16 protein-coding genes and 5 pseudogenes are annotated in these 21,963 nt (G+C 70.8%); 16 read left to right on the top strand and 5 right to left on the bottom strand.

Features of this window, described 5'->3' with window-relative positions; genetic code table 11:
• Nucleotides 1-35 precede the first annotated feature (35 nt).
• A complete protein-coding gene (gene glgX / locus H3H54_RS11205) occupies nt 36-2,216 on the bottom strand; it encodes a glycogen debranching protein GlgX (protein WP_262423953.1) in 2,181 nt (726 codons plus the stop codon).
• Between the two features lie 303 nt (nt 2,217-2,519).
• Here glgX and H3H54_RS11200 point away from each other — a divergent pair, with 303 nt between their 5' ends.
• The 9 genes and pseudogenes from H3H54_RS11200 to H3H54_RS11160 all read left to right on the top strand — a co-directional run bounded on the left by H3H54_RS11200 (nt 2,520) and on the right by H3H54_RS11160 (nt 9,204).
• A complete protein-coding gene (locus H3H54_RS11200) occupies nt 2,520-3,668 on the top strand; it encodes a MoxR family ATPase (protein WP_262423952.1) in 1,149 nt (382 codons plus the stop codon).
• Nucleotides 3,669-3,700: 32 nt separating this feature from the next.
• Nucleotides 3,701-3,901 (top strand): DUF58 domain-containing protein, encoded by a 201-nt coding sequence (locus H3H54_RS11195; RefSeq protein ID WP_262423951.1) that lies wholly within the window; start codon nt 3,701-3,703, stop codon nt 3,899-3,901.
• Nucleotides 3,868-4,551, top strand: a complete 684-nt coding sequence (locus H3H54_RS11190; protein ID WP_395963759.1) for a DUF58 domain-containing protein — start codon at nt 3,868-3,870, stop codon at nt 4,549-4,551. The genes H3H54_RS11195 and H3H54_RS11190 overlap by 34 nt, the downstream gene beginning before the upstream one ends.
• Before the next feature lie 119 nt (nt 4,552-4,670).
• On the top strand, nt 4,671-5,087 hold the full coding sequence (locus tag H3H54_RS11185; protein WP_262423949.1) for a hypothetical protein: 417 nt from the start codon (nt 4,671-4,673) through the stop codon (nt 5,085-5,087).
• The gene (locus tag H3H54_RS11180; RefSeq protein ID WP_262423948.1) at nt 5,078-6,100 is read left to right on the top strand and encodes a VWA domain-containing protein; all 1,023 of its coding nucleotides are present in this window, start codon (nt 5,078-5,080) and stop codon (nt 6,098-6,100) included. Before H3H54_RS11185 ends, H3H54_RS11180 begins: the two co-directional genes overlap by 10 nt.
• On the top strand, nt 6,085-8,022 hold the full coding sequence (locus H3H54_RS11175; RefSeq protein WP_262423947.1) for a VWA domain-containing protein: 1,938 nt from the start codon (nt 6,085-6,087) through the stop codon (nt 8,020-8,022). Before H3H54_RS11180 ends, H3H54_RS11175 begins: the two co-directional genes overlap by 16 nt.
• A pseudogene (locus tag H3H54_RS11170) lies at nt 8,019-8,369 on the top strand (aminotransferase class V-fold PLP-dependent enzyme); the annotation flags it as partial. The gene H3H54_RS11175 and the pseudogene H3H54_RS11170, both read left to right, overlap by 4 nt.
• A gap of 71 nt (nt 8,370-8,440) precedes the next feature.
• Entirely contained in the window at nt 8,441-8,629 is a 189-nt protein-coding gene (locus H3H54_RS11165) for an aminotransferase class V-fold PLP-dependent enzyme (RefSeq protein ID WP_262423946.1), read from the top strand.
• The gene (locus H3H54_RS11160; protein WP_262423945.1) at nt 8,629-9,204 is read left to right on the top strand and encodes an aminotransferase class V-fold PLP-dependent enzyme; all 576 of its coding nucleotides are present in this window, start codon (nt 8,629-8,631) and stop codon (nt 9,202-9,204) included. The genes H3H54_RS11165 and H3H54_RS11160 overlap by 1 nt, the downstream gene beginning before the upstream one ends.
• Before the next feature lie 24 nt (nt 9,205-9,228).
• Here H3H54_RS11160 and H3H54_RS11155 read toward each other — a convergent pair whose 3' ends face one another.
• Together H3H54_RS11155 and H3H54_RS11150 are read right to left on the bottom strand one after the other, a co-directional pair.
• The gene (locus tag H3H54_RS11155; protein ID WP_262423944.1) at nt 9,229-9,852 is read right to left on the bottom strand and encodes an aminoglycoside phosphotransferase family protein; all 624 of its coding nucleotides are present in this window, start codon (nt 9,850-9,852) and stop codon (nt 9,229-9,231) included.
• Nucleotides 9,795-10,070: a hypothetical protein gene (locus H3H54_RS11150; protein ID WP_262423943.1), complete on the bottom strand. Its 276-nt coding sequence runs from the start codon at nt 10,068-10,070 to the stop codon at nt 9,795-9,797. The genes H3H54_RS11155 and H3H54_RS11150 overlap by 58 nt, the downstream gene beginning before the upstream one ends.
• Before the next feature lie 155 nt (nt 10,071-10,225).
• Between H3H54_RS11150 and mnmA the strand changes: the two genes are divergently transcribed.
• The 3 genes and pseudogenes from mnmA to H3H54_RS11135 all read left to right on the top strand — a co-directional run bounded on the left by mnmA (nt 10,226) and on the right by H3H54_RS11135 (nt 15,066).
• Nucleotides 10,226-11,335: a tRNA 2-thiouridine(34) synthase MnmA gene (gene mnmA / locus H3H54_RS11145; RefSeq protein WP_262426461.1), complete on the top strand. Its 1,110-nt coding sequence runs from the start codon at nt 10,226-10,228 to the stop codon at nt 11,333-11,335.
• The gene (locus H3H54_RS11140) at nt 11,332-12,459 is read left to right on the top strand and encodes a hypothetical protein (protein WP_262423942.1); all 1,128 of its coding nucleotides are present in this window, start codon (nt 11,332-11,334) and stop codon (nt 12,457-12,459) included. Before mnmA ends, H3H54_RS11140 begins: the two co-directional genes overlap by 4 nt.
• Nucleotides 12,460-12,530: 71 nt before the next feature.
• Nucleotides 12,531-15,066, top strand: a pseudogene (locus H3H54_RS11135) (NAD-dependent DNA ligase LigA).
• A gap of 24 nt (nt 15,067-15,090) precedes the next feature.
• On the opposite strand, the pseudogene H3H54_RS11130 reads toward H3H54_RS11135, so the two are convergent.
• Together H3H54_RS11130 and H3H54_RS11125 are read right to left on the bottom strand one after the other, a co-directional pair.
• Nucleotides 15,091-17,329: pseudogene (locus H3H54_RS11130) on the bottom strand (RecQ family ATP-dependent DNA helicase).
• A gap of 61 nt (nt 17,330-17,390) precedes the next feature.
• Complete coding sequence (locus H3H54_RS11125; protein ID WP_262423941.1) at nt 17,391-17,615, bottom strand: hypothetical protein; 225 nt, start codon at nt 17,613-17,615, stop codon at nt 17,391-17,393.
• A gap of 336 nt (nt 17,616-17,951) precedes the next feature.
• On the opposite strand from H3H54_RS11125, the pseudogene H3H54_RS18970 reads away from it, so the two are divergent.
• From H3H54_RS18970 to gatB, 4 genes and pseudogenes are all read left to right on the top strand, one after another.
• Nucleotides 17,952-18,395, top strand: a pseudogene (locus H3H54_RS18970) (GNAT family N-acetyltransferase); the annotation flags it as partial.
• 152 nt (nt 18,396-18,547) lie between these two features.
• Nucleotides 18,548-18,844 carry an Asp-tRNA(Asn)/Glu-tRNA(Gln) amidotransferase subunit GatC gene (gatC, locus tag H3H54_RS11115; RefSeq protein WP_262423940.1) on the top strand — a complete coding sequence of 99 codons (297 nt, stop codon included), beginning with the start codon at nt 18,548-18,550 and terminating at the stop codon, nt 18,842-18,844.
• A gap of 19 nt (nt 18,845-18,863) precedes the next feature.
• Nucleotides 18,864-20,368, top strand: a pseudogene (gene gatA / locus H3H54_RS18965) (Asp-tRNA(Asn)/Glu-tRNA(Gln) amidotransferase subunit GatA).
• Nucleotides 20,368-21,882 (top strand): Asp-tRNA(Asn)/Glu-tRNA(Gln) amidotransferase subunit GatB, encoded by a 1,515-nt coding sequence (gene gatB, locus H3H54_RS11100; protein ID WP_262423938.1) that lies wholly within the window; start codon nt 20,368-20,370, stop codon nt 21,880-21,882. Before gatA ends, gatB begins: the two are co-directional and overlap by 1 nt.
• The last annotated feature ends 81 nt before the right edge of the window (nt 21,883-21,963 follow it).

The following is a 21,963-nucleotide window of genomic DNA, read 5'->3' as shown; positions in this document are numbered from 1 at the left end:
GACGAGGTGCTCTGCGACGGACGTGGTGACGGTCCTCACGATAGCCGTTCCGTCGGGCCCCCTGCTCCATCGGGGGTGATGCCGAGGACCACCACGCTGCCGGGCGCCACCGGGACTGAGCGGTCGACGAGCGGGCCGGCGGGCAGATCCTCCGGCGATTCCAGGGAGGTGTCCAGCAGCAGCCGTGCGGTGCCCTGCGGCCAGGGCGCACCCGGGAGCTGGACACGGATCTCCTCGGCCTCGGTCGAGAGGATCACCAGCAGATGCTCCGAGCCCGTCCTGCCCGGGATCGCCGGGCGCAGCATCGCCAGCAGATGCTGGGAGGGGTCCATCCAGTCCTCATGCGCCAGCTCTCGCCCCTCGGCCCCGAACCAGGCGACCTGCCCGGCATCGAGCGCCGCAGGATCGGCGGGGCGCAGGAAGTGCGGGGTGCGCAGCTGCGGATGCTCGCCCCGCAGCTGCAGCAGACGGGTGACGGTCTCGCGCAGCTGATCGGCGCGCCGGGTCCGGCGCCAATCCATCCAGGAGATCTCGTTGTCCTGGCAGTAGGCGTTGTTGTTCCCCTGCTGGCTGCGGCCGCGCTCGTCGCCCGCGGTGAGCATCGGGGTGCCCGAGGCCAGCAGCAGGGTGGCCAGGATGCTGCGTGCGGTGCGTCGTCGTGCCTGCTCGATGCGCCCCGCGTGCTCGTCGCCCGGCTCGAGCTCGCCCTCGTGCCCGTGGTGGAAGGAGCGGTTGTCGGAGGTGCCGTCGCGGTTGTCCTCGCCGTTGGCCTGGTTGCGCTTGTTCTCGTAGACGGTCAGGTCCCGCAGGGTGAAGCCGTCGTGCGCGGTGACGTAGTTGACCGAGGCCCACGGTGAGCGCAGGCTTCGCCCCGCCGGGAGCTCAGGAGGATCCTGCCCGGTGAGCAGATCGGAGGAGCCGGCGAGGCGGGTCGCGAGGTCGCGGACCCCGCCGATCGCGTCGTTGCCCGTGCGTTCGCGCACCGCCCGGTCGGAGAGCCAGAAGGCGCGCACGTCGTCGCGGAAGGCGTCGTTCCACTCCGTGAATGGGGCGGGGAAGTTGCCGGTCTGCCATCCGCCGGTGCCCACATCCCAGGGCTCCGCGATGAGCTTGACCCCGCGCAGCACCGGGTCGGTGAGGATCGCGCGCAGCAGCGGATGGTCGGGGCTGAAGCCGCGGTCATCCCTGCCCAGCGTGGCGGCGAGGTCGAAGCGGAAGCCGTCCACGTGGACCTCCTGCACCCAGTAGCGCAGCGAGGCCAGGATCAGGTCCATCACGTGGCGCGAGCGGGGATCCAGCGTGCCGCCGGTGCCGGTGACGTCGAAGAAGGTGCCGTGATCGGTCCAGTAGTACTCGCGGTTGTCCAGGCCGCGCAGAGACAGTGCGGGACCGTCGGCGCCGCCCTCGGCGGTGTGGTTGTAGACCACGTCGAGGATGACCTCGAAGCCTGCGGCGTGGAGGCTGCGCACCATGGTCTTGACCTCGTCGACGACCGCCTGGGCGCCCGCGTGCTGCGCAGCCGCAGTGGCGAGCGAGGGATCCGGGGCGAAGAACGACAGGCTCGAGTAGCCCCAGTAGTTGGTCAGCCCCAGCCGGGTCAGATGGGGCTCATCCATCGCTGCATGGATCGGCAGCAGCTCGACGCTGGTCACCCCGAGGCTGCGGAGGTAGCCGGTGACCGCCGGATGGCCGAGCCCGGCATAGGTGCCTCGCTGTTCGGGAGGCAGCTCCGGGTGCAGCTGGGTGAAGCCCTTGACGTGCAGCTCGTACAGCACGGTGGAGTCCCAGTCCACCATGGGGCGCAGATCGTCCTGCCAGTCGAAGGCGTCCGAGACCACCACGGACCAGATCGCCGCATCGCCGCTGTCCACCTCGCTGCGGATCGCGTGGTCACCGACCCGGTCGAGCATGGCATCGACTTCGAAGGGGAAGAACGAGCTCAGCAGCGAGGAGGAGTGCGAGATGCCTCGGGCCCACGGGTCCAGCAGCAGCTTGCGAGGATTGCAGAACAGGCCGGCGGAGGGGTCCCAGGGCCCGTCCACCCGCAGCCCGTACTGCGTGCCGGCCGTCATCCCGCTGACATGGTCCCAGCGCAGCCCTCCGTCGAAATGGCGCAGGCGCTGGCGATGCTCGGTCGTGCCTCGCCGGATGCAGAGGTCCACCGATCCGGCGCGAGGAGCGGCGACGGCGAAGGTCCCGCGGCCCTGAGCGTCCACCACGAGACCGGGGAGGTGGGGGCGACAGGGGGCGTCGCACGGTCGAAACGGTCTGCTAGCACCCGAGCATCCTCCCATCACCGCCGTCCGCTGAGGGACCGGAAGCCACCCGGGGGCGATAGGTGCCGCTAGGATCGGCGAGGTGATCCCGGATCCGCCCTCGGCGACCGCAGGTTCACAAGCACGGCCACGGCCGGTCAGGCCTCCGGCCACCTCGGGGAGGGGCGGAGGGCGGGGCCGAGCCCATGAAGCATCAGAAGCACACGCCGCACGAGTCGAACGCATGACGGGGAGCCCCAGCGCATGAGCAATCCACCCAGCCAGCCGCCCGGGAGCCAGGGACGGCCCACCGTGCCCGCACCGCCGTCGGGGCAGCCGGCCCCGTCCGCGTCGGGCCCCGGCCGCCCAGCGGGAGCTCCTTCTGGAGCCCCTTCGCGCGGCCCCGGTGGGTTTGCGCCGGCGAGCGCCGCGATCCCTCGCAGCGAGCTCGAGCGCGCCAGCGCGCTCATCTCCACCATCTCCGGTGTCTTCCAGTCCCGCGTGGTCGGCCAGGAGAACCTCCGCATGACCCTGCTGACCGCGCTCGCCGCCGGAGGGCACGTGCTGCTGGAGTCCGTGCCCGGGCTCGCGAAGACCACCGCGGCCAGTGCGCTCGCCTCGTCGATCACCGGCTCGTTCGCGCGCATCCAGTGCACGCCGGATCTGATGCCCAACGACATCATCGGCACCCAGATCTTCAACTACGGTTCGGGCACCTTCACCACCCAGCTGGGCCCGGTGCACGCCAACGTGGTGCTGCTGGACGAGATCAACCGCTCGAGCGCCAAGACGCAGTCCGCGATGCTCGAGGCCATGCAGGAGCGCCAGACGTCCATCGGCGGCGAGGTCTACCGCCTGCCGGAGCCGTTCATGGTCCTCGCCACCCAGAACCCGATCGAGGAGGAGGGCACCTATGTCCTCCCCGAGGCGCAGATGGACCGCTTCCTGATGAAGGAGATCCTGACCTACCCGCGCCCGGCGGAAGAGCACGAGATCCTCGACCGCTCCACGGCGGGGAGCCTCACCGGCCCGCGCGAGGCGGTGGGCACCGTGACCTTGGAGGACGTCCGCTTCCTGCAGCAGATGGTGGATCAGGTCTACGTCGATCCGGCGGTCAAGCGCTACATCATCGACCTGATCTTCACCACCCGCGGCTCGGGGCCGCGACCGGTCCCGAACCTCACGCAGTCGGTGCGGGTCGGGGCCAGCCCCCGCGGCTCGCTCGCCCTGATGCGGGTGGGGCAGGCGCACGCCCTGCTCGACGGCCGCGACTACGTCACCCCCGATGATGTGCGAGCCATGCGGCACGGCGTGCTGCGCCATCGCCTCGTGCTCACGTTCGACGCGCTGGCCAGCGGCATCAAGCCCGAACAGATCATCGACGCGGTGTTCCACGCCGTGCCGATGCCCTGAGCGGCAGCGACGACTGAGGAGGGCGGGACCTGATGGCGACCTCTCTGCTGACCCGCGTCAAGGCGCGGGTGGATCTGCACACCTCGAACCGTGCGCGAGGTCTCATCCAGGGCCGGGGACGCTCGCTGTTCAAGGGCAGCGGCGAGGACTTCGACGACCTGAAGTACTACCAGCCCGGGGACAAGATCTCCGACATCGACTGGAAGGCCACCCCCGTTCCGGCGAGCCCCTGATCCGGCAGTTCAACGAGGAGCGGGTCCGGCATCTTTCGATCGTCGCGGACACCTCCTCCGCGATGGCGGCCACCGCCGCCGACGGCACCTCCAAGCGCGACGCAATGATCATCGCTGCGGGGATGGTGTGCTTCCTCGCCCAGAAGAACGGCGACATGGTGGGCATGGTGGCCGGGAGCGAGGGCCGTCCCATCCAGCTTCCCTCCCGCTCGAGCGATGGCCATCTCGAGCTGATGCTGCGCACGGCGCAGCAGGCCGCCACCACCGCGGCCCCCGCGGCGGACAGCTCATGGCTGCTCGAACGGGCCTTCCGCGTCACCACCCACTCCACCCTGATGACGATCATCACCGACGAGGCCCACCCGACCGTCGAGGACTTCACGCTGCTGCGGCGCCTGAAGACACGGCATGACCTGATGGTGATCCGCATCGCCGATGCCGATCCGCTGCAGGGCTCCGCCCTGGACCACGACGTGGTGGACGTGGGGTCTCCCCGCGAGATCGCCTCCATGGCGCGCACCTCACGACGTGTCGCGCACGACGTCGCGGCCTACCGGCAGGCACGCCGGGACGGCATCGACGAGATGCTGGACCGCCTGCACATCAGCCACATGCTCACCCAGGGGAGAGCACCGTGGTGGACGACATGATCGCGCTCCTGCGGTCGAGGGAGTACCGCCATGCCCGTTCCTGAGCTGCTCGCCGGGGCGCTGCTGGCCGAGCCCGCACCCCCGAGATCATCGCCCCGCCCCAGTACTCGATCGCCTGGGTGATCCTGGCGCTGCTGTGCCTGGTGGTGATCACGGCGCTGATCGTGGGGACCCTGAAGATCACCCGGGCGATCGAGAAGCGCATCGCCTATCGTCGTCGCCCCGATGACGTCGAGACGCTCAAGGCGGAGTTCCTGCGAGCTGTGAACGACATCGCCGACCGCCACGAGGCCGAGGAGCTCGGAGCTCGCGAGGGCCATCATGAGCTCACCGGCGTGATGCGGCGCTTCGTGCGCCGCACCACTGGGCACGACGTGACCAGCCAGGACCTCGCGACCCTGCTGGCGGATCAGCGCACCCGCGCCGTGGGCGAGCTGATCGCCGATCTGTACGAACCCGATTTCGCCATGTCCTCGGACCGCGACCTGCGCGATTCCGTGCGCCGGGCGAGGGAGGTGATCCGTTCATGGTCATGATCTTCTGGTGGGTCACCGGGCTGCTCCTGCTGGCCGCGCTCGCGGTCTGGGCGATCACCTTCTGGAATCGTCGCGCGATGCGGCGGGCCCCCGTGCTGGTGGCGAACTCCCAGTACATGGAACGGATCCCCAGCTTCGTACGAGCTCAGCGCACCGCCCGCATCGTCCGGGTGCTGCAGGTGGGCATCGCGGTGCTCGCCGTGATCGCCGCCTCGGTGCTCTCCGGGCGGATCGCGAGCGAGCGGATCGAGACGCCGGAGTTCTCCTCGCGCGACATCGTGCTGTGCCTGGACGTCTCCGGCTCGATGTACGAGTACGACACCGAGATCCTCGCGACCTTCGCCGAGCTGGTGGACGGCTTCGAGGGGGAACGGGTGGCGCTGTCGATCTTCAACTCGACCAGCCGCACCGTGTTCCCGCTGACGAACGACTACGACCTGATCAAGCGTGAGCTCGAGTCAGCGTCCGAGGCGATCGACTTCGACGAGTTCGGGTACCGGCTGGGCACCCAGGACTACTCCGATGACAAGGTGCGGCAGTACGTGGATTTCGTCGACGGCACCCGCGGCATCGCCGACGAGGCCTCGATCGTCCCCGATGGCCTCGCCTCCTGCGCGCAGGTCTTCGACCAGGCGGAGAAGGACCGTTCGCGCTCGATCGTCTTCGCGACGGACAACGAGGTCAACGGTGAGCCGATCTTCACCCTCGAAGAGGCGACCGAGAGGGTCGCCGCGCGCGACATCGACCTGTACACCTTCTATCCCGGGGCCTACGAGTGCGGTCCCCGCTGCTTCGAGGAGCTCCAGACCGCCACCGAGGACCAGGACGGCGAGCTGTACGAGTCCTCGGACCCCGAGGCGATCCCCTCGATCATCAACCAGATCCAGAAATCGCAGGCGGAGCTGCTGGGCGCGACCCCGACCGTAGTCCGCACCGACCATCCGACGGTGGGCTTCGTGCTGACCTTCCTGTCGCTGCTGGGCATCCTGGTGCTCGGATGGAGGGCACGCTGATGTACTTCGAGCATCTGATCCCGCTGTGGGCCACGATCCCGCTGTTCGGCGCCATGCTGATCCTGTGCGCGGTGCTGCTGATCCTGCGCCCGCGGCAGCGGATGGCCTGGGTGCGCCGGCTTCTGATGGTCCTGCTGCTGCTGGTGGTCGCCCTGCGGCCGGTCACCCCGATCGAGGGCGAGCAGACCCAGCGCATGAACGCGAACGTGTTCTTCGTGGTGGACCGCACCGGGTCGATGAACGCCGAGGACTACGCGGGCGAGCAGCCGCGGCTGGACGGCGTGAAGGCGGACATGGAACAGGTGATGGGGATGACCGAGGGTGCGCGCTACTCGGTCATCGGCTTCGACTCCACCGCCACGAAGCAGCTGCCGCTGACCACCGACGCCGGGGCCGCGCACGCCTGGATCGACACCCTGGCCACGGAGCCCACCTCCTATTCGAAGGGGTCGAACGTGGATCGCGCGCTGACCTCGCTGCTCGTGGAGATCTCCGAGGCCCGCAGCGAGGACCCGGACTCGAGCGTCCTGGTGTACTTCCTCTCCGACGGCGAGAACACCGACGAGCAGGAGTCGGAGTCCTTCAGCCAGGCCTCCGGATTCATCGATGGCGGAGCGGTGCTGGGCTACGGCACCGCCGAGGGTGGTCCGATGAAGGCGCAAGGCGGCGAGGACGACGGCGAATACATCACCGGTCCCGACGGCCAGCAGGGCATCTCGAGCATCGACGAGCAGCAGCTCGAGACCATCGCGGGGAGATGGGCGTGCCCTACCTCCACCGCGACGACCCGGAGGCCCCGATCGAGGGCACTATGGAGGGCATCGACCTCCGGCCCATCCCGATCGAGTCGCGGCGGGGGTGGCGAGTTTCGAGGACTGGTACTGGGTGGCCGCGATCCCGCTGGCCGCACTGCTGATCTGGGAGCTCGGCGAGATGACCTACCGCCTGCCGCGCAAGCTCGACCGCTACGACATCTCAGGAGCGCAGAGATGAGCACAGGACAGCCCCAGGGACGCCCTGCCGCGGGCTCGGGCGCCTCAGCCGAGACGCCAGCGCTCGCGCAGGACGAGCGCGGCAGCGCCAAGGACTTCGGCCTGAACGTGCGCCGACTGCGACTGACCCGGATCATCGTGTTCGCGATCCTCTCCCCGGTGCTGATCGCGCTCGCGCTGCTGATGGTGAAGTTCGTGTCGATGCCGATCGCGCAGGTCACCCACCTCAGCGCCTACGAGGACGAGAACTACCCCACGGCGATCGAACGCCTGGAACCGGTGGAGTTCGCCAACTGGTTCGAGCCCTACCTCCCGCACCTGTCCAAGGGCACCGCCCTGCTGCAGCAGGGAGAGGACTCCGCGGCCGAGGCGGAGCTGCGCACCGCCCTGGACGAATGGAACGACCACAGCGACCTGAACTCGCCGATGCACGCCCAGTGCAAGATCATCAACAACCTCGCGATCTCGATCGAGCGCCAGGCCGAGCTGCTCGAGGACCCGCAGCAGCGGGCCGATCGCCTCTTCGAGGCCGAGGAGCTGCTCGCGCCCTGCGCAGGCGGCGGAGGCGGCGGCGAGGGCGAGGGTGAGGGCGGCGGAGGCGCCGGGAACGAGGACTCCGAGACCACCGAGGACAACGGCGAGCGGATCGAGGAGAAGCGCCGCGAGGCCGACGAAGAGGCCGGGAACGATCCGGACGAGCGCGGAGGCACGGACGGCGACGAGCAGGGCGGGACCCCCGGCCAGCAGGATCCCGGGGACCCCACCCGGGAGGACCCCGAGGGCGATGGCCCCGACGAGGAGGCGCCGACCGACGGCAACTCCGAGAACGACCAGAAGGACGACGAGCTCGAGGAGCGCAACCGTGACTCCCAGGGCGGCGAAGGAGAGGACGAGGGCGGCTCGGAGCAGGACCCGGTGAAGCCCTGGTGAGCCTCCACGAGGGCGAGCGCGCCTACCTCGATCACGCCGCGACCACGGTGCTGCGGCCCGCGGCACGGGACGCCTTCCTCGAGGCCGCGGCAGTGCGGGGCAACCCCTCCTCGGTCCACTCCTCGGGCCGACGGGCACGTGGGGTGCTCGACGAGGCCCTCGAGCAGATCGCCTCGCTCCTCGGTGTCCGCCGCTCCTGGCTGATCATTACCTCGGGAGGCACCGAGGCGGACAACCTCGCCCTGCGCTCCGTGGCACTGGGCGTGCACGCCAATGACCCTGCGCGCACCGCGGTCGCAGTCGCTGCGACGGACCATCCGGCGGTCATCGCCACCGCCCGTTCCCTCGCCTCCGGCTCCCCTGCGATCGATGCCCGCGAGCTGCCGGTGGACCCCGTCGGCGTGCTGCGCCCCGAGGGGTGGCCGAAGCGCTCGCCGATGGCGGCGTCAGCGTGGTCAGCGCCGCGCTGGTCAACAACGAGACCGGCGCCGTCCAGGATCTGGCCGCCCTCGGCGCAGCCGCCCGACCCCACGGCACGCTGGTCCATACCGACGCGGTGCAGGGGTGGGGCACGTGCCCCTGCCGTCCTGGGAGGACGTGGACCTGATGTCGCTGTCGGGACACAAGATCGGTGCCCCGGTGGGAGTGGGAGTGCTCGTGGCCAAGCCCGAGGTGCCCTTCGCCGTGACCAGCACCGGTGGGGGACAGCAGCGAGGGGTGCGCTCCGGAACCCTGGATGCGGCGCACACCGCGGCCTATGCGGCCGCACTGCAGGAGACCCTCGCGGAGCGCGAGGAGCAGTCCCTGCGGCTGCGGGCGCTCGCGTCCCGGCTCCGGGCCGGCATCAGCGCCATCGATCCCGACGCCCGCTTCACCCTGCCCGAGGATGCCCCGCAGTCCGGGCACATCGTGCACGTGATCTTCCCCGGCGCCGATTCTGATTCCCTGCTGTTCCTGCTGGACGAACGTGGGGTGGACTCCGCGGCGGGCTCCGCCTGCTCGGCCGGGGTGACGCAGGCCAGCCCGGTGCTCGCGGCGATGGGCGTCAGCGATCAGCAGGCGCGCGGGGCGCTGCGCCTGTCCCTGGGCTGGACCAGCACCGAACGGGACATCGACCTCCTGCTCGCGGCACTGCCCGAATCGCTCGAGAGGGCCCGCGCGGTCGGTGCGCTCTTCGGCTGATCACCGCGCAGCGGGCGGCAGGGCTCAGCCGACCAGCTGCGCGATCTGCCGCAGCCCCACCCGTTCGAAGGGCTCGTCGCCCACGCCATGCGCCCAGGCTGCCGTGCCGATCGCCTCGACCACGAGCGTGCGCCGCCACAGCCCCGCCTCGCGCGGATCGTGCCCGTATCCCTGCAGGAACGCGTGTTCGAGCGCGGGATCGCGGGCGAAGTCCTGCCGGGCCAGTCTGGCGAAGTCCTCGGCCGCGGGCCGCAGATCCGCCCTGCCGAAGTCGATCACTCGCACGGTGCCCTCGTCGATCAGCCAGTTGCGGGGCTGCCAGTCCCCGTGGTTCGGCACCAGGGTCACCTCACCGCTGCGGGGCCACGTGCTGATCTCGGCTCGCAGCGCGGCTGCGGACGGGGCATCGATCCGGTGGGGACGGTCCAGCCAGTCCAGCGCCCGCTGCGCGAGGCGGGTGCCCCACTCCGTCGAGGTCTCCGTGTGCTGCGCATGGAAGCGGGCGAGCAGCGCTCCGGCCTGCCGGTAGGTGTCCGGATCGTCCTGCGCGCGGTGGCCCTCCACCAGCTGCCCCGGGAGGAACCGGGTCATCAGCAGCTTCGCCTCCTCGTCGGCGGCGAGCAGCTGCGGGGCATGCCCGGTGCGCACCCAGGGCCGGAGCCACTCACGATGCGCACGCAGCTCCGCGCCAGATGATGGTCCGCGGGCCCGCCGGCCTTGAGAATGACCGTGCCGCGTTCCGGGTCCTCGAGCTCGAGCACCGTCGTCTGCACCAGCCCCCAGCTGTGGTCATGGACGAGCGCGGCGTGAGGTGCCCACTGCGCGAGCAGCGCCTGCTGATGATCGTCGAGGCCGGGGTGATCCATGCCGCGATCGTAACCAGGACGCCTCCGAGGTGCCCTCCCCGGGAGCTGCGGAGGCGGGTCGCAGATCACGTATCGCACCACCCCGGCGGGGGAGCCCCGCTCCGTACACTGGACAGCCGGAAGAGCAACATCCGGACGAGCGAAAGGCGGACGTGGTGAAGGTGCTGGCAGCGATGAGTGGCGGGGTCGACTCCGCTGTCGCCGCGGCGCGGGCCGTCGACGCGGGCCACGAGGTGGTGGGCGTGCATATGGCGCTGTCCAAGAACCGGGACCAGACCCGGACCGGCTCTCGGGGCTGCTGCACGGTCGAGGATGCCTCCGACGCCCGTCGCGCGGCGGACCGCATCGGCATCCCGTACTACGTCTGGGACCTCTCCGATGACTTCCATGACCTGGTGGTCGAGGACTTCCTGTCCGAGTACGCCGCCGGCCGCACCCCGAACCCCTGCGTGCGCTGCAATGAGCGGATCAAGTTCGCCTCGCTCCTGGAGCGCGCGACCGCGCTGGGCTTCGACGCCGTGTGCACCGGCCACTACGCGACCATCCGCACCGACGGACCGGGCGGCGCCCCCTCCCTGCACCGCTCCCTCAACATGGCGAAGGACCAGTCCTATGTGCTGGCCGTCATGGGGCCCGAGGCCGTGGGCCGCTCGCTGTTCCCGCTGGGGGAGTACGCGACCAAGGATGAGGTGCGTGCCGAAGCGAGGGCCCGCGGTCTCGGCGTCTCCACCAAGCCTGACAGCTATGACATCTGCTTCGTGGCCGACGGGGACACCCGCGGCTTCCTCGAGCGCAACCTGGGCGAGGCGCCCGGCGAGATCCTCGACGACAGCGGCACCGTCCTGGGCACCCATCGCGGCACCCACGGCTTCACCATCGGCCAGCGCAAGGGGCTGGGCATCCAGCATCCCGCGCCCGACGGCGCCCCGCGCTACGTCGTGGACATCGATCCCTCCTCCCGCCAGGTCGTGATCGGGGCCGGCGAGCTGCTGTCCACCCGCGAGCTGCGCGCCACCGATGTCATCTCCTTCGAACCGCTCGAGGCGGGGCGCGAGGTCCATGCCCAGATCCGTGCCCACGGCGAGGCGACCCCGGCGACGATCCTCGAGGTCCCCGCCACCGCCGGCGCCGAGGATTCCTCCGCCGGCGCCAGCCTGCGAGTCGAGCTCAGCACCCCGATCCGCGGCGTCGCCCCCGGGCAGACCCTCGTCCTCTACGACGAGGACAGGGTCCTCGCCGCCGCCACCCTGGAGCGCCGCTCATGAAGCCACTGGTCACCCTCACCGGAGACGGCACCTTCCGCGCGCCCACGCCGCAGGAGGCCCTCGCGCTCCATCTCCCGGACGATCCGCACCTGGCCGCGCTGTTGCGCCTGCGCGCACTGCTCGGCGACGACCTCGAGGAGCAGATCGCCACCCGGCTCTACCTGCCCTCGGCCCTCGGCCTCGACGAGACCGACCATCTCCTGCCGTCCACCCTCGCCCTGCTCGCCGAGACCACCGGGGACCTCGTCAGCTACGGCTGGCGCCTGGGCACCGGCACCGGACTCGCCTGGCAGCACGCCCGGGAGCTGCGCGAGCGGATGCTGGATGCGGCACGGATCGCGATGCTGGGCTACGAGGGGGCGCTGATGACCACGGCGCTGGGGCCGGCCACCCTCGCCGGAGCGACGTTCCTGCAGTCGGGGGAGCGCACCCTGGGCGACCCCGGCGCAGTGCGTGATCTGCCGATGCTGCTGGCCGAGGGGCTGGTCGGCCATCTCGAGACCCTGCAGGACCGGGTCCCGGGAGCACAGCTGCACGTGCTGCTGCTGCGCGAGGACGCGGTGGCCGCCGTGCATGAGGGACGCATCCCCACCCCGTCCGGGCGGCGCCGCTACGCACCGATCCCCGCCCCCGAGATCGGGGTGCTCTGGCGCTCCCTCTTCGTCGCGCTCGAGGACTTCGGGCTCGGCGCGGACTCGGTGACCCTCGGCGTGGGAGCGGACATCGAGCTGCTGCGCGCCGCACGCGACGCCGGTGCGCGCCGGATGGCGATCTCGCCGCGCCGCCTTCCTCCGCTGACCAGCCCCCAGGGCAGGGTGCTCTGGGAAGGCATCGCCGAGGCCACCGACCAGGGCTGCGTCTTCGAGCTCGTCGTCGACCCCCGCCCCGGAGGGCTGCTTGGCCCCGAGCTGGAGATGATGTTCGAGTCCTGGCGGCGCCTCGGCCACAGCGACGCGGAGGCTGCGGGAGTGGCTGTCATCGCCCACACCGGCGCCTCCCACGCCGTCCACAGCGGGCTCGTGGACCCCTCCGCGCAGCCGTCGGCCTCGACGCTGCTCGACGAGTCGGCGCTCGAGGCCCTGCTGCGCATCGCCCCCTCCTGGGCCGAGCGATTGGTCGACTGAACAAGACGGCGCAGGCCGACAGGTGTGAAGGCGGCCTGTGAGGTGTCGCGGGTGTGCGCAACAATGTCCTGGTGACCAAGAACGAGCAGGACCCCCGCACCGCCGATGAGACCGCGCAGCAGCGCATCGCCGAGCTCACCGCTCAGATCGAGCAGGCGCGCGTCGACTATTACGAGCACGACGCGCCGACCATGGCCGATGCCGAGTACGACGGGCTCGAGAAGGAGCTGCGGCAGCTCGAGGAGGAGAACCCCCAGCTCGCCGCCGAGGACTCTCCCACCCGCACCGTGGGAGGGGCGCTCGCTGCAGGACTGCCCACGATCGACCACGCCGAGCGGATGCAGAGCCTGGACAACGTCTTCTCGACCGAGGAGCTGCGCGAATGGTGCGCGCATGCCGCTGCCGAGCTCGGCGGCGAGGCCCGCTACCTCACCGAGCTGAAGATCGACGGGCTTGCGATCAACCTCCGCTACGAGCACGGCGAGCTCGTCACCGCCGCGACCCGCGGGGACGGGCGCACCGGCGAGGACGTCACCGTCAACGCCCTGGCCATCGAGGGGATCCCGCAGAGCCTGTCCGGCAGCGGCCATCCGCCGCTGGTCGAGGTGCGCGGCGAAGTGTTCATGCCCACAGCGGACTTCACCCGCCTGAACGACCTCCAGGTCCAGCTGCGCGAGCGTGTGGTCGAGGAGTCGCGCCTGCGCTGGGAGTCGCGGCAGGCGAGCGGGCGCCGCGCCTTCGACGAGGACCGCGAGATGCTCGCCGCGACGCGCCGCTTCCCGACCTTCGCGAACCCTCGCAACACCGCGGCCGGGGGTCTGCGCCAGCAGCTGGAGAAGAAGGAGGGCCTCGAGCGCGAGGCGGGCGAGGCCCGCCTGTCGATGCTGAGGCTGACGGTGCACGGGCTCGGCGCCTGGCCCGATCCGCCGGTGGGATCCCAGAGCGAGATGTACGAGCTGCTCGCCTCCTGGGGCCTGCCCACGAGCGACCACATGCGCGTCGCCCGCTCGATAGACGAGGTGGTGGAGTACGTCGAGCACCACGGCGAGCACCGTCATGACGTCGAGCATGAGATCGACGGGATCGTCGTCAAGATCGACACGTTCGCCCAGCAGAGGGCACTGGGCTCCACCTCCCGCGCACCGCGCTGGGCGGTCGCGGTGAAGTTCCCGCCCGAAGAGGTCACCACCAAGCTGCTCGACATCCAGGTCCAGGTGGGCCGCACCGGGCGCGTCACCCCGTTCGGCGTGATGGAACCGGTGACGGTGGCAGGCTCCACCGTGGAGAAGGCCACTCTGCACAACCAGTTCGACGTGGAGCGCAAGGGGTGCTGATCGGCGACACCATCATCCTGCGCAAGGCCGGGGACGTGATCCCCGAGATCCTCGGCCCGGTGGAGTCGCTCCGCGACGGCACCGAGCGTCCCTTCGTGATGCCCACCGCCTGCCCGGCCTGCGGCACCGAGATCCGTCCCGAGAAGGAGGGTGACAAGGACTGGCGCTGCCCCAATCAGAAGGACTGCCCCGCCCAGGTCGCCGGCCGGGTCGAGCATGCCGGCGCCCGTGGCGCCTTCGACATCGAATCGCTCGGGGAGGAGAGCGCGATCGCGCTCACCGACCCCGACAAGCGCCGCGGCGAGGCCCTGGCCGCGCTCGCCGAGGGCCACGCGGTGCACCTGCCGATCCGTGACGCCTCGGACACCGAGGAGGACCGCTTCGCGGTGGTGAAGAACGGCGAGGTCACAGAGGGCACCGACGGGGTGCCGCTGCTGCGGATCACTGACGTGGACGATCCGCTGCTCCCGGCCCCGCAGCGCGGGGTGATCACCACCGGCGCAGACCTGTTCGATCTCACCCCCGAGGCGCTGCGCGAGGTGTTCGTCTGGCAGCCGGAGCGGCGCGACGGGGAGCCGACGGGGGACTGGCGCATCCAGCCCGCCTTCTGGTCACGACCCCAGTTCCGCCACTACAAGCGCGAGGCGGTCTGGAAGCAGCAGAAGCCCTCGACGGTGCTGAAGTCCACCGAGATGCTGATGTCCGAGCTGGAGAAGGCGAAGGACCAGCCGCTGTGGAGGGTGCTGGTGGCGCTGTCGATCCGTCACGTGGGGCCCGCGGCGGCGCGGTCCCTCGCAACGGCCTATGGCTCGATGGACGCGATCCGCGAGGCGAGCGTCGAGCAGCTCTCGGACACCGACGGGGTGGGCGAGATCATCGCCGAGGCCGTCGTGGAATGGTTCGCCGTGCAGTGGCACTGCGAGCTGGTCGACGGCTGGGCCCGCTCGGGCGTGCGGATGGCCGACGAGGTCGCCGAAGGGTTCGTGAAGACCCTCGAGGGCCTCACCGTGGTCGTCACCGGCGGGCTCGAGGGCTTCAGCCGCGACGGTGCCAAGGAGGCGATCATCTCCCGCGGCGGGAAGGCCTCCGGCTCCGTCTCGAAGAAGACGGACTTCGTGGTGGTGGGGAGAACGCCGGCACGAAGGAGACCAAGGCCCGTGACCTCGGGCTGCGGATCCTCGACGAGGCCGGCTTCGTGGCCCTGCTCGAGGGCGGCGCCGAAGCGGTCAGCGCCGAGGAGCCCGCCCCCGACACCGAGGCGGACCCGGGCTGATCCCCACCGGTCGCGTCGGAGCGCTCACCCCTTCAGCGCGAGCGCGAGCGGCAGCACGGGACCGGAACCGGCCCGGCGCAGCATGCGCCCGGCCAGGGTCATCGTCCACCGGGTGTCGATCTCGTCGTCGACCAGCAGGATCGGTGCGCCGTCGAGCGCGGTGATCGCCTGGGCCAGCTCCTCGGTGAGCACGAAGCGGTCCCACAGCGACGCGATCCGGAAGGCGCTGTTGCGGGCACCGTGCAGGGGAGCGGCGTCCGGGGCCAGGGCGAGCTCGCCGAGGTCCTGCATCCTGCCCACTCGGGCGATGCCCGCGGCCAGGTCGCGCACCAGCTGCGGGCGGGTGGTCGAGCCGATCGCGAGCACGGCGGCAGGCCGCTGAGCCCAGCCCCATTCGCCCAGCACCTCGATCACCCGCTGTGCGATCGCCGGGGTGAGGGAGGCATCGAGCCGGTGGCCCTCCGCGTCGACGGCGAGGAGCTCGCGCAGCTGCATCGCCCATCCGAGATCGGAGATGCGCGCCATCGCCCGGCCCTCCTCGACCCGCTCGCCGAGCGGGATGTTGCCCCGCAGCGGAGAGCCGGATGCGGTGGTGATCCCCAGGCGGTCCAGCCCCTGGGGCCACTGCTTGCGGGCATCGACGGGCACGCCCACCCGGTCCAGCACCCTCGAGACGGCCGCGCGGGAGGTCTCCGCGGCGTCGGCGCCGCCCTCCTGTCCGGAGGCCGGCAGCGGGTACCAGGGCTCGGCGCACACATCGCAGCGCCCGCAGGGCGTGGCGGTGTCGTCATCGAGCTGGCGGGCGAGGAACAGCATCCGGCACTGCTGCGGATCTCCCGGCTGCAGCCGCTCGTATTCGAGCATCGCCTGCTGCTCCTCGCGCCGGGCCCGTGCCACGTGCTCGTAGCGCGGGGCGTCATACGTCCACGGCATGCCGGTGGTGACCCAGCCGCCCTTGACGTTCTGCACCGCCCCATCCACCGCGAGGACCTTCAGCAGCAGATCGAGCGCAGTGCGCCGCACGTCCACCCGTGCCTCGAGCGCGGCGGTGCTCAGGGGGCGATCCGCCTCCGCCAGGGCTGCGAGCACACTGCTGGCGCTCTCCTGCGAGGGCATCGAGGCGGTCGCGAAGTACTCCCAGATAGCGCGGTCCTCACGGCCCGGCAGCAGCAGCACGTCCGCGGTATCGGTGGCGCGGCCCGCACGCCCCACCTGCTGGTAGTAGGCGACGGGCGAGCTGGGCGCGCCGAGATGGACCACGAACCCCAGATCCGGCTTGTCGAAGCCCATGCCGAGTGCGCTGGTGGCCGCGAGCGCCTTGACACGGTTGTCCTTCAGCGCCTGCTCGAGCTCGGCCCGTTCCTCGGCATCGGTGCGGCCGGTATAGGCGCGCACCGGCCGATCAGGCCTGTCCAGCAGGTCCGCGAGGTCTTCCGCGGCGGAGACCGTGAGGGTGTAGATGATGCCTGAGCCCGGGAGCTGGTCGAGATGCTCCACGAGGTAGGCCAGGCGCGCACGGTCGTCGGAGAGGGACAGCGAGCCCAGGCGCAGCGAGGCACGGGTCAGCGAGCCGCGCAGGGTGAGCACCCCGGCGTCCGCACCGCCGCCCTCCGGTGCCTGGACGCCGAGCTGTTCTGCCACATCGGCGACCACACGGGAGTTGGCGGTGGCGGTGGTGGCGAGGACCGGCACCTCGGGGCCGAGCTCCGCCACCAGGTCCCGCAACCGGCGGTAGTCGGGGCGGAAATCGTGGCCCCAGTCGGAGATGCAGTGCGCCTCGTCGATCACCAGCAGCCCGCAGCGAGCCACCAGCGCGGCAGCTGCTCCTCCCGGAACCGCGGATTGACCAGGCGCTCGGGGAGACCAGCAGCACGTCCAGCTGATCGGAGGCGAGCGCCTGCTCGATATCGGACCACTCGGTGGGGTTCGCAGAGCTGATCGCCTCCGCCCGCACCCCGGCGCGCCGCGCCGCCGCCACCTGGTCGCGCATCAGCGCGATCAGCGGGGAGACGATCAGCGCCGGGCCCGCGCCTCGGCGACGCTGAAGCAGGGCCGACAGGAAGTACACCGCGGATTTGCCCCAGCCGGTGCGCTGGACCACGAGCACCCGTCGCCGGTCCTCGACCAGGGCGGAGATCGCCTCGAACTGGCCGTCGTGGAAGTCGGCGTCCTCGCGGCCGGTCAGTGCCCGCAGCGCGTCTCGGGCCTCCTCGCGCAGCGAGGAGGGGACGGGCGGATCAGGGGTCTCGATGCCGGCGCTCATGCCCCCAGTGTGGCAAGCCCGCATGACGAACGAGCCATCGGCCGGCTATGTGGTGCTGTGCTCAGTCCTCGGGGGTGCTCGGCGAGGACGCGGAACTCTCCCGCTCGAGCCTGCGCAGCCGCTCCGAGGTCGACTCGCCGTCCCGCAGCGGATCGTCCTTCGTGGCCAGCGCGCGGCGCATCTTCGCCTCGAGCTCCTGGGCCTCGCGGAGCACGGGGTCGTCGGAGCGCTCCTCTCCGTCCTCAGGATCATGGGCGTGGTAATCGATGTTCGGGTCGACGGACATGTCGAGGTCCCTTCGTGGTCCGGTGGAGAGCGAAGTCTAGCGAGGAACGGCCAGTGGGCGGCACCTGCCTCCCTGCGGCCTCGGTAGGCTCGGAGGGTGACTCGACGCTCGAGAGGCTCCGCCTCGACCCCGACCCTCCGCCCGCTTCACGGGAGCCGCCTGCTCGAGACGCTGATCGCCGGCTGGCAGCCGCTGCAGCGCCTCGACGTGGACGGCTTCTCGCTGCTGCGCTCCCGCGGCGTGACCCGACGCGCCCACAGCATCGTCGCCCTCGACGCCCCCAGCGCCGAGGATGACCTCCTCGCCGCGCTGGGCCGGGTGGAGTCCCTGGTCGCGATGGCGGGGGAGCAACCGGTGCACCGGATCATCGAAGGTGTCTCGCCCGCGACCCTGGACGGCACGCTCGCCGCCCGCGGCGATGTGGTCGCCGGGAGCAGCGAGATCCTGGAGCGGGAGCTGGCCGGCACGCTGCCGCGTCCCCATCCGTCGGCCGTGATCTCCACCGGCGCCCTCGATGAGGACTGGTTCGAGTCCGCCTGGCGCCTGGCCCCACGCGAAGGGGACGGCGCCCGCGACACGATGCACGACATCCTCGCCGGCACCCCGGCGATCCAGGTGCGCCTGCCTGCGCCCGGTACCGGCACCGACGCCGCCGTCGGCCGCGCCGCGCTCGTCAGCGCCGGGAAGGAGACCGTCGCGGTGCTGAACATGATCGTGGTGGACCCGGAGCACCGCCGCCGAGGCCTGGGGCGTGCGCTGTCCGGGGCCCTGCTCGCCCTCGCCGCCGTGCAGGGGCGCGCCGCGCGCTGCTCGAGGTCGAGTCGGACAGCACCCCGGCTCGTCGCCTCTACCGCGACCTCGGCTTCCGCCGGATCGGCGGCTACCACTACCGGGTGGGCGCCGGACCCGTCGACCCGGCCTAGAATGCTCCTATGCCTTCGATCGGACGAGATGACGTTGCACGCCTCGCCGACCTCGCACGGATCCAGCTCACCGATGAGGAGATCGCCCGCTTCGCCGGCGAGTTCGACTCCATCATGGACGCTGTCGCCTCCGTCTCCGAGGTCGCCACCGAGGATGTTCCCGCGACGTCCCACCCCATTGCCATGACGAATGTCTTCCGTGAGGACGTCGTCGAGAACACCCTGACCCAGGAGCAGGCGCTGGCCGGCGCTCCTGAGGCGCAGGACGGCCGCTTCGCCGTCCCGCAGATCCTGGGCGAAGAGTGAAAGGAGCGTGAACCCACCGATGAATGACATCATCCGCCGCAGCGCGGCCGCTCAGGCCAGCGCACTCGCCGCCGGTGAGGTCTCCTCCGAGGAGCTCACCCGCGCCCACCTGGACCGCATCACCGCCGTCGACGGCGATCTGAACGCCTTCCTCCACGTCAACACCGACCAGGCGCTCGCCGCCGCCAAGGACGTCGACTCCCGCCGCGCCGCCGGCGAGGAGCTGCACGGCCTCGCCGGCGTGCCCATCGCCGTCAAGGACGTCGTGGTCACCGAGGGCCAGCCCACCACCGCCGGTTCCAAGATGCTCGAGGGCTGGATCCCGCCCTACGACGCGACTCTGGTCGCCGCGCTGCGTAAGGCGGGCCTGCCCCTGCTGGGCAAGACCAACATGGACGAGTTCGCCATGGGCTCCTCCACCGAGACCAGTGCCTTCGGGCCCACGCGCAACCCCTGGGACCGCGACCGGATCCCCGGCGGCTCGGGCGGCGGCAGTGCCGCGGCGGTGGGCTCCTACGAGGCCCCGCTCGCGATCGGCACCGACACCGGCGGTTCGATCCGTCAGCCCGGCGCCGTCACCGGCACGGTCGGTGTGAAGCCCACCTACGGCTCCGTCTCCCGCTACGGGCTGATCGCCATGGCCAGCTCGCTGGACCAGGCCGGCCCCGTCACCCGCACCGTGGAGGACTCGGCACTGCTGCATGAGCTCATGGCGGGTCATGATCCGCTGGACTCGACCTCGCTCACGGATCCGGTCGGCGCTTTCGCGCAGGCCGCGCGCAGCAAGGACGTCAAGGGTCTGCGCGTGGGCGTCATCGAGGAGCTCGAGGGCGAGGGCTTCGCCCCGAGGTCAGCGCCCGCTTCAACGAGTCGCTCGAGCAGCTCGAGCGCGCCGGAGCGGAGATCGTGCGCGTGAAGTGCCCGAACTTCCGCTACGCGCTGGGGGCGTACTACCTGATCATGCCCTCGGAAGCATCGAGCAACCTCGCGAAGTTCGACGGCATGCGCTTCGGTCTGCGGGTCGTCCCCGAGGACAGTCCCACTGCGGAGAACGTCATGAAGGCCACCCGCGGCGCCGGCTTCGGCGACGAGGTCAAGCGCCGCATCCTGCTGGGCACCTACGCCCTCTCGGCCGGTTACTTCGACGCGTACTACGGCTCCGCCCAGAAGGTGCGCACGCTCGTGCAGCGCGACTTCGCCGCCGCCTTCGAGCAGGTGGACGTGCTCGCCTCGCCCACCGCACCCACCGTCGCCTTCCGTCTCGGCGAGAAGATCGACGATCCCACTGCGATGTACATGAACGACATCGCGACCATCCCCGCCAACCTCGCCGGCACCCCGGCGATCACGATCCCCAGCGGTCTGGCGGAGGATGGCCTGCCCGCCGGCATCCAGTTCCTCGCCCCGGTCCGGGCCGACGAGCGCCTGTACCGGGTGGGCGGCGCCCTGGAGGCACTGCTCGAGGACTCCTGGGGCGGCCCCCTGCTGGCCAAGGCCCCCGAGCTCACGAACGGAGCGAAGTGATGAGCACTGCAGCAGACATCGACCTCGTCGACTACGACGAGGCCATCGCCCGCTTCGACCCGGTGCTCGGCATCGAGGTCCACGTCGAGCTGGGCACCGCCACCAAGATGTTCGACGGCGCGCCCAACATCTTCGCCGCCGAGCCCAACTCGGCGATCACCCCGACCTCGCTGGGCCTGCCCGGTGCGCTGCCGGTCGTTAACCGCAAGGCCGTCGAGTACGCGATCAAGATCGGGCTGGCGCTGAACTGTTCGATCGCCGAGACCTGCCGGTTCTCGCGCAAGCAGTACTTCTACCCGGACCTGTCCAAGAACTTCCAGACCTCGCAGTACGACGAGCCGATCGCCTATGAGGGCTGGGTCGACGTCGAGCTCGAGGACGGCGAGATCATCCGCGTGGAGATCGAGCGCGCCCACATGGAGGAGGACGCCGGGAAGAACACCCACGTCGGCGGCTCCACCGGGCGCATCCACGGCGCGACCCACTCGCAGGTCGACTACAACCGCGCCGGCGTGCCCCTGGTCGAGATCGTCACCAAGCCGATCCCGAACACCAAGGGCCGTGCCCCCGAGGTCGCCGCCGCCTACGTGCGCACCCTGCGCGACATCTTCCGGGCCCTGGACGTCTCCGAGGCGAAGATGGAGCGCGGCAATGTGCGCGCCGACATCAACGTGTCATTGCGCGCGAACCCCGAGGCGGAGCTGGGCACCCGCACCGAGACCAAGAACGTGAACTCGTTCCGCTCGATCGAGCGGACCGTGCGCTTCGAGATCTCTCGCCAGGCGGGCGTGCTCGATGCCGGGCAGAAGGTCATCCAGGAGACCCGCCACTTCCACGAGGACACCGGCGGCACCTCCTCGGGCCGCCCGAAGTCCGATGCGGAGGATTACCGCTACTTCCCCGAGCCGGACCTGGTGCCGGTGGCCCCGAGCCGCGAATGGGTCGAGGAGATCCGCACCAGCCTGCCGGAGCTGCCCGCCGCCCGTCGGCGCCGTCTGCTCGGCGAGTGGGGCTTCAGCGACCTCGAGATGCGGGACGTCATCAACGCCGACGCCCTCGACCTCATCGAGGCGACCGTGGCCGCCGGTGCGAGCGCCCAGAGCGCTCGCAAGTGGTGGATGGGCGAGCTGGCCCGCATCGCGAAGGACCGCGACCTCGATCTCACAGTTCTTGCAGTCTCCCCAGTCCAGGTCGCCGAGCTGCAGGGCCTGGTGGACGGCAAGAAGATCAACGACAAGATCGCCAAGCAGGTCCTCATCAAGGTGCTGGACGGGAAGGGCGACCCTGCTGCGATCGTCGAGTCCGAGGGCCTTGCGGTGGTCTCCGACGACTCGGTGCTCACCGGCGCCGTCGATCAGGCCATCGCCGACAACCCCGATGTGGTCGCCAAGATCCAGAGCGGCAAGGTCCAGGCGATCGGCGCCTTGATCGGCCCGATCATGAAGGCCACCCGCGGTCAGGCCGACGCCGGCCGCGTGCGCGAGATCATCATGGAGAAGCTCGGCGTGAGCTGAGATCCCGTGAGTCACGGACGGCCCGGCCCCCGATCAGGGGCCGGGCCGTCCGCTGTCCGGATGGTGACACCGCCATCTCGC

Origin of the sequence: Brachybacterium sp. Z12 (assembly GCF_014400405.1) — a bacterium.
In the GTDB taxonomy this organism is placed as follows: domain Bacteria; phylum Actinomycetota; class Actinomycetes; order Actinomycetales; family Dermabacteraceae; genus Brachybacterium.
The sequence above is the reverse complement of the archived record's forward strand: the minus strand, read 5'-3'. Positions and strand labels throughout refer to the sequence as shown.

What these genes read in the sequence shown, in the direction of transcription:
- H3H54_RS11200 (WP_262423952.1), top strand. Translation starts at nt 2,520, where the DNA reads ATGAGCAATCCACCCAGCCAGCCGCCCGGGAGCCAGGGACGGCCCACC.
- H3H54_RS11195 (WP_262423951.1), top strand. Translation starts at nt 3,701, where the DNA reads ATGGCGACCTCTCTGCTGACCCGCGTCAAGGCGCGGGTGGATCTGCAC.
- H3H54_RS11180 (WP_262423948.1), top strand. Translation starts at nt 5,078, where the DNA reads ATGGTCATGATCTTCTGGTGGGTCACCGGGCTGCTCCTGCTGGCCGCG.
- H3H54_RS11175 (WP_262423947.1), top strand. Translation starts at nt 6,085, where the DNA reads ATGGAGGGCACGCTGATGTACTTCGAGCATCTGATCCCGCTGTGGGCC.
- H3H54_RS11160 (WP_262423945.1), top strand. Translation starts at nt 8,629, where the DNA reads ATGTCGCTGTCGGGACACAAGATCGGTGCCCCGGTGGGAGTGGGAGTG.
- H3H54_RS11150 (WP_262423943.1), bottom strand. Translation starts at nt 10,070, where the DNA reads ATGGATCACCCCGGCCTCGACGATCATCAGCAGGCGCTGCTCGCGCAG.
- H3H54_RS11140 (WP_262423942.1), top strand. Translation starts at nt 11,332, where the DNA reads ATGAAGCCACTGGTCACCCTCACCGGAGACGGCACCTTCCGCGCGCCC.
- H3H54_RS11125 (WP_262423941.1), bottom strand. Translation starts at nt 17,615, where the DNA reads ATGTCCGTCGACCCGAACATCGATTACCACGCCCATGATCCTGAGGAC.
- gatC (WP_262423940.1), top strand. Translation starts at nt 18,548, where the DNA reads ATGCCTTCGATCGGACGAGATGACGTTGCACGCCTCGCCGACCTCGCA.
- gatB (WP_262423938.1), top strand. Translation starts at nt 20,368, where the DNA reads ATGAGCACTGCAGCAGACATCGACCTCGTCGACTACGACGAGGCCATC.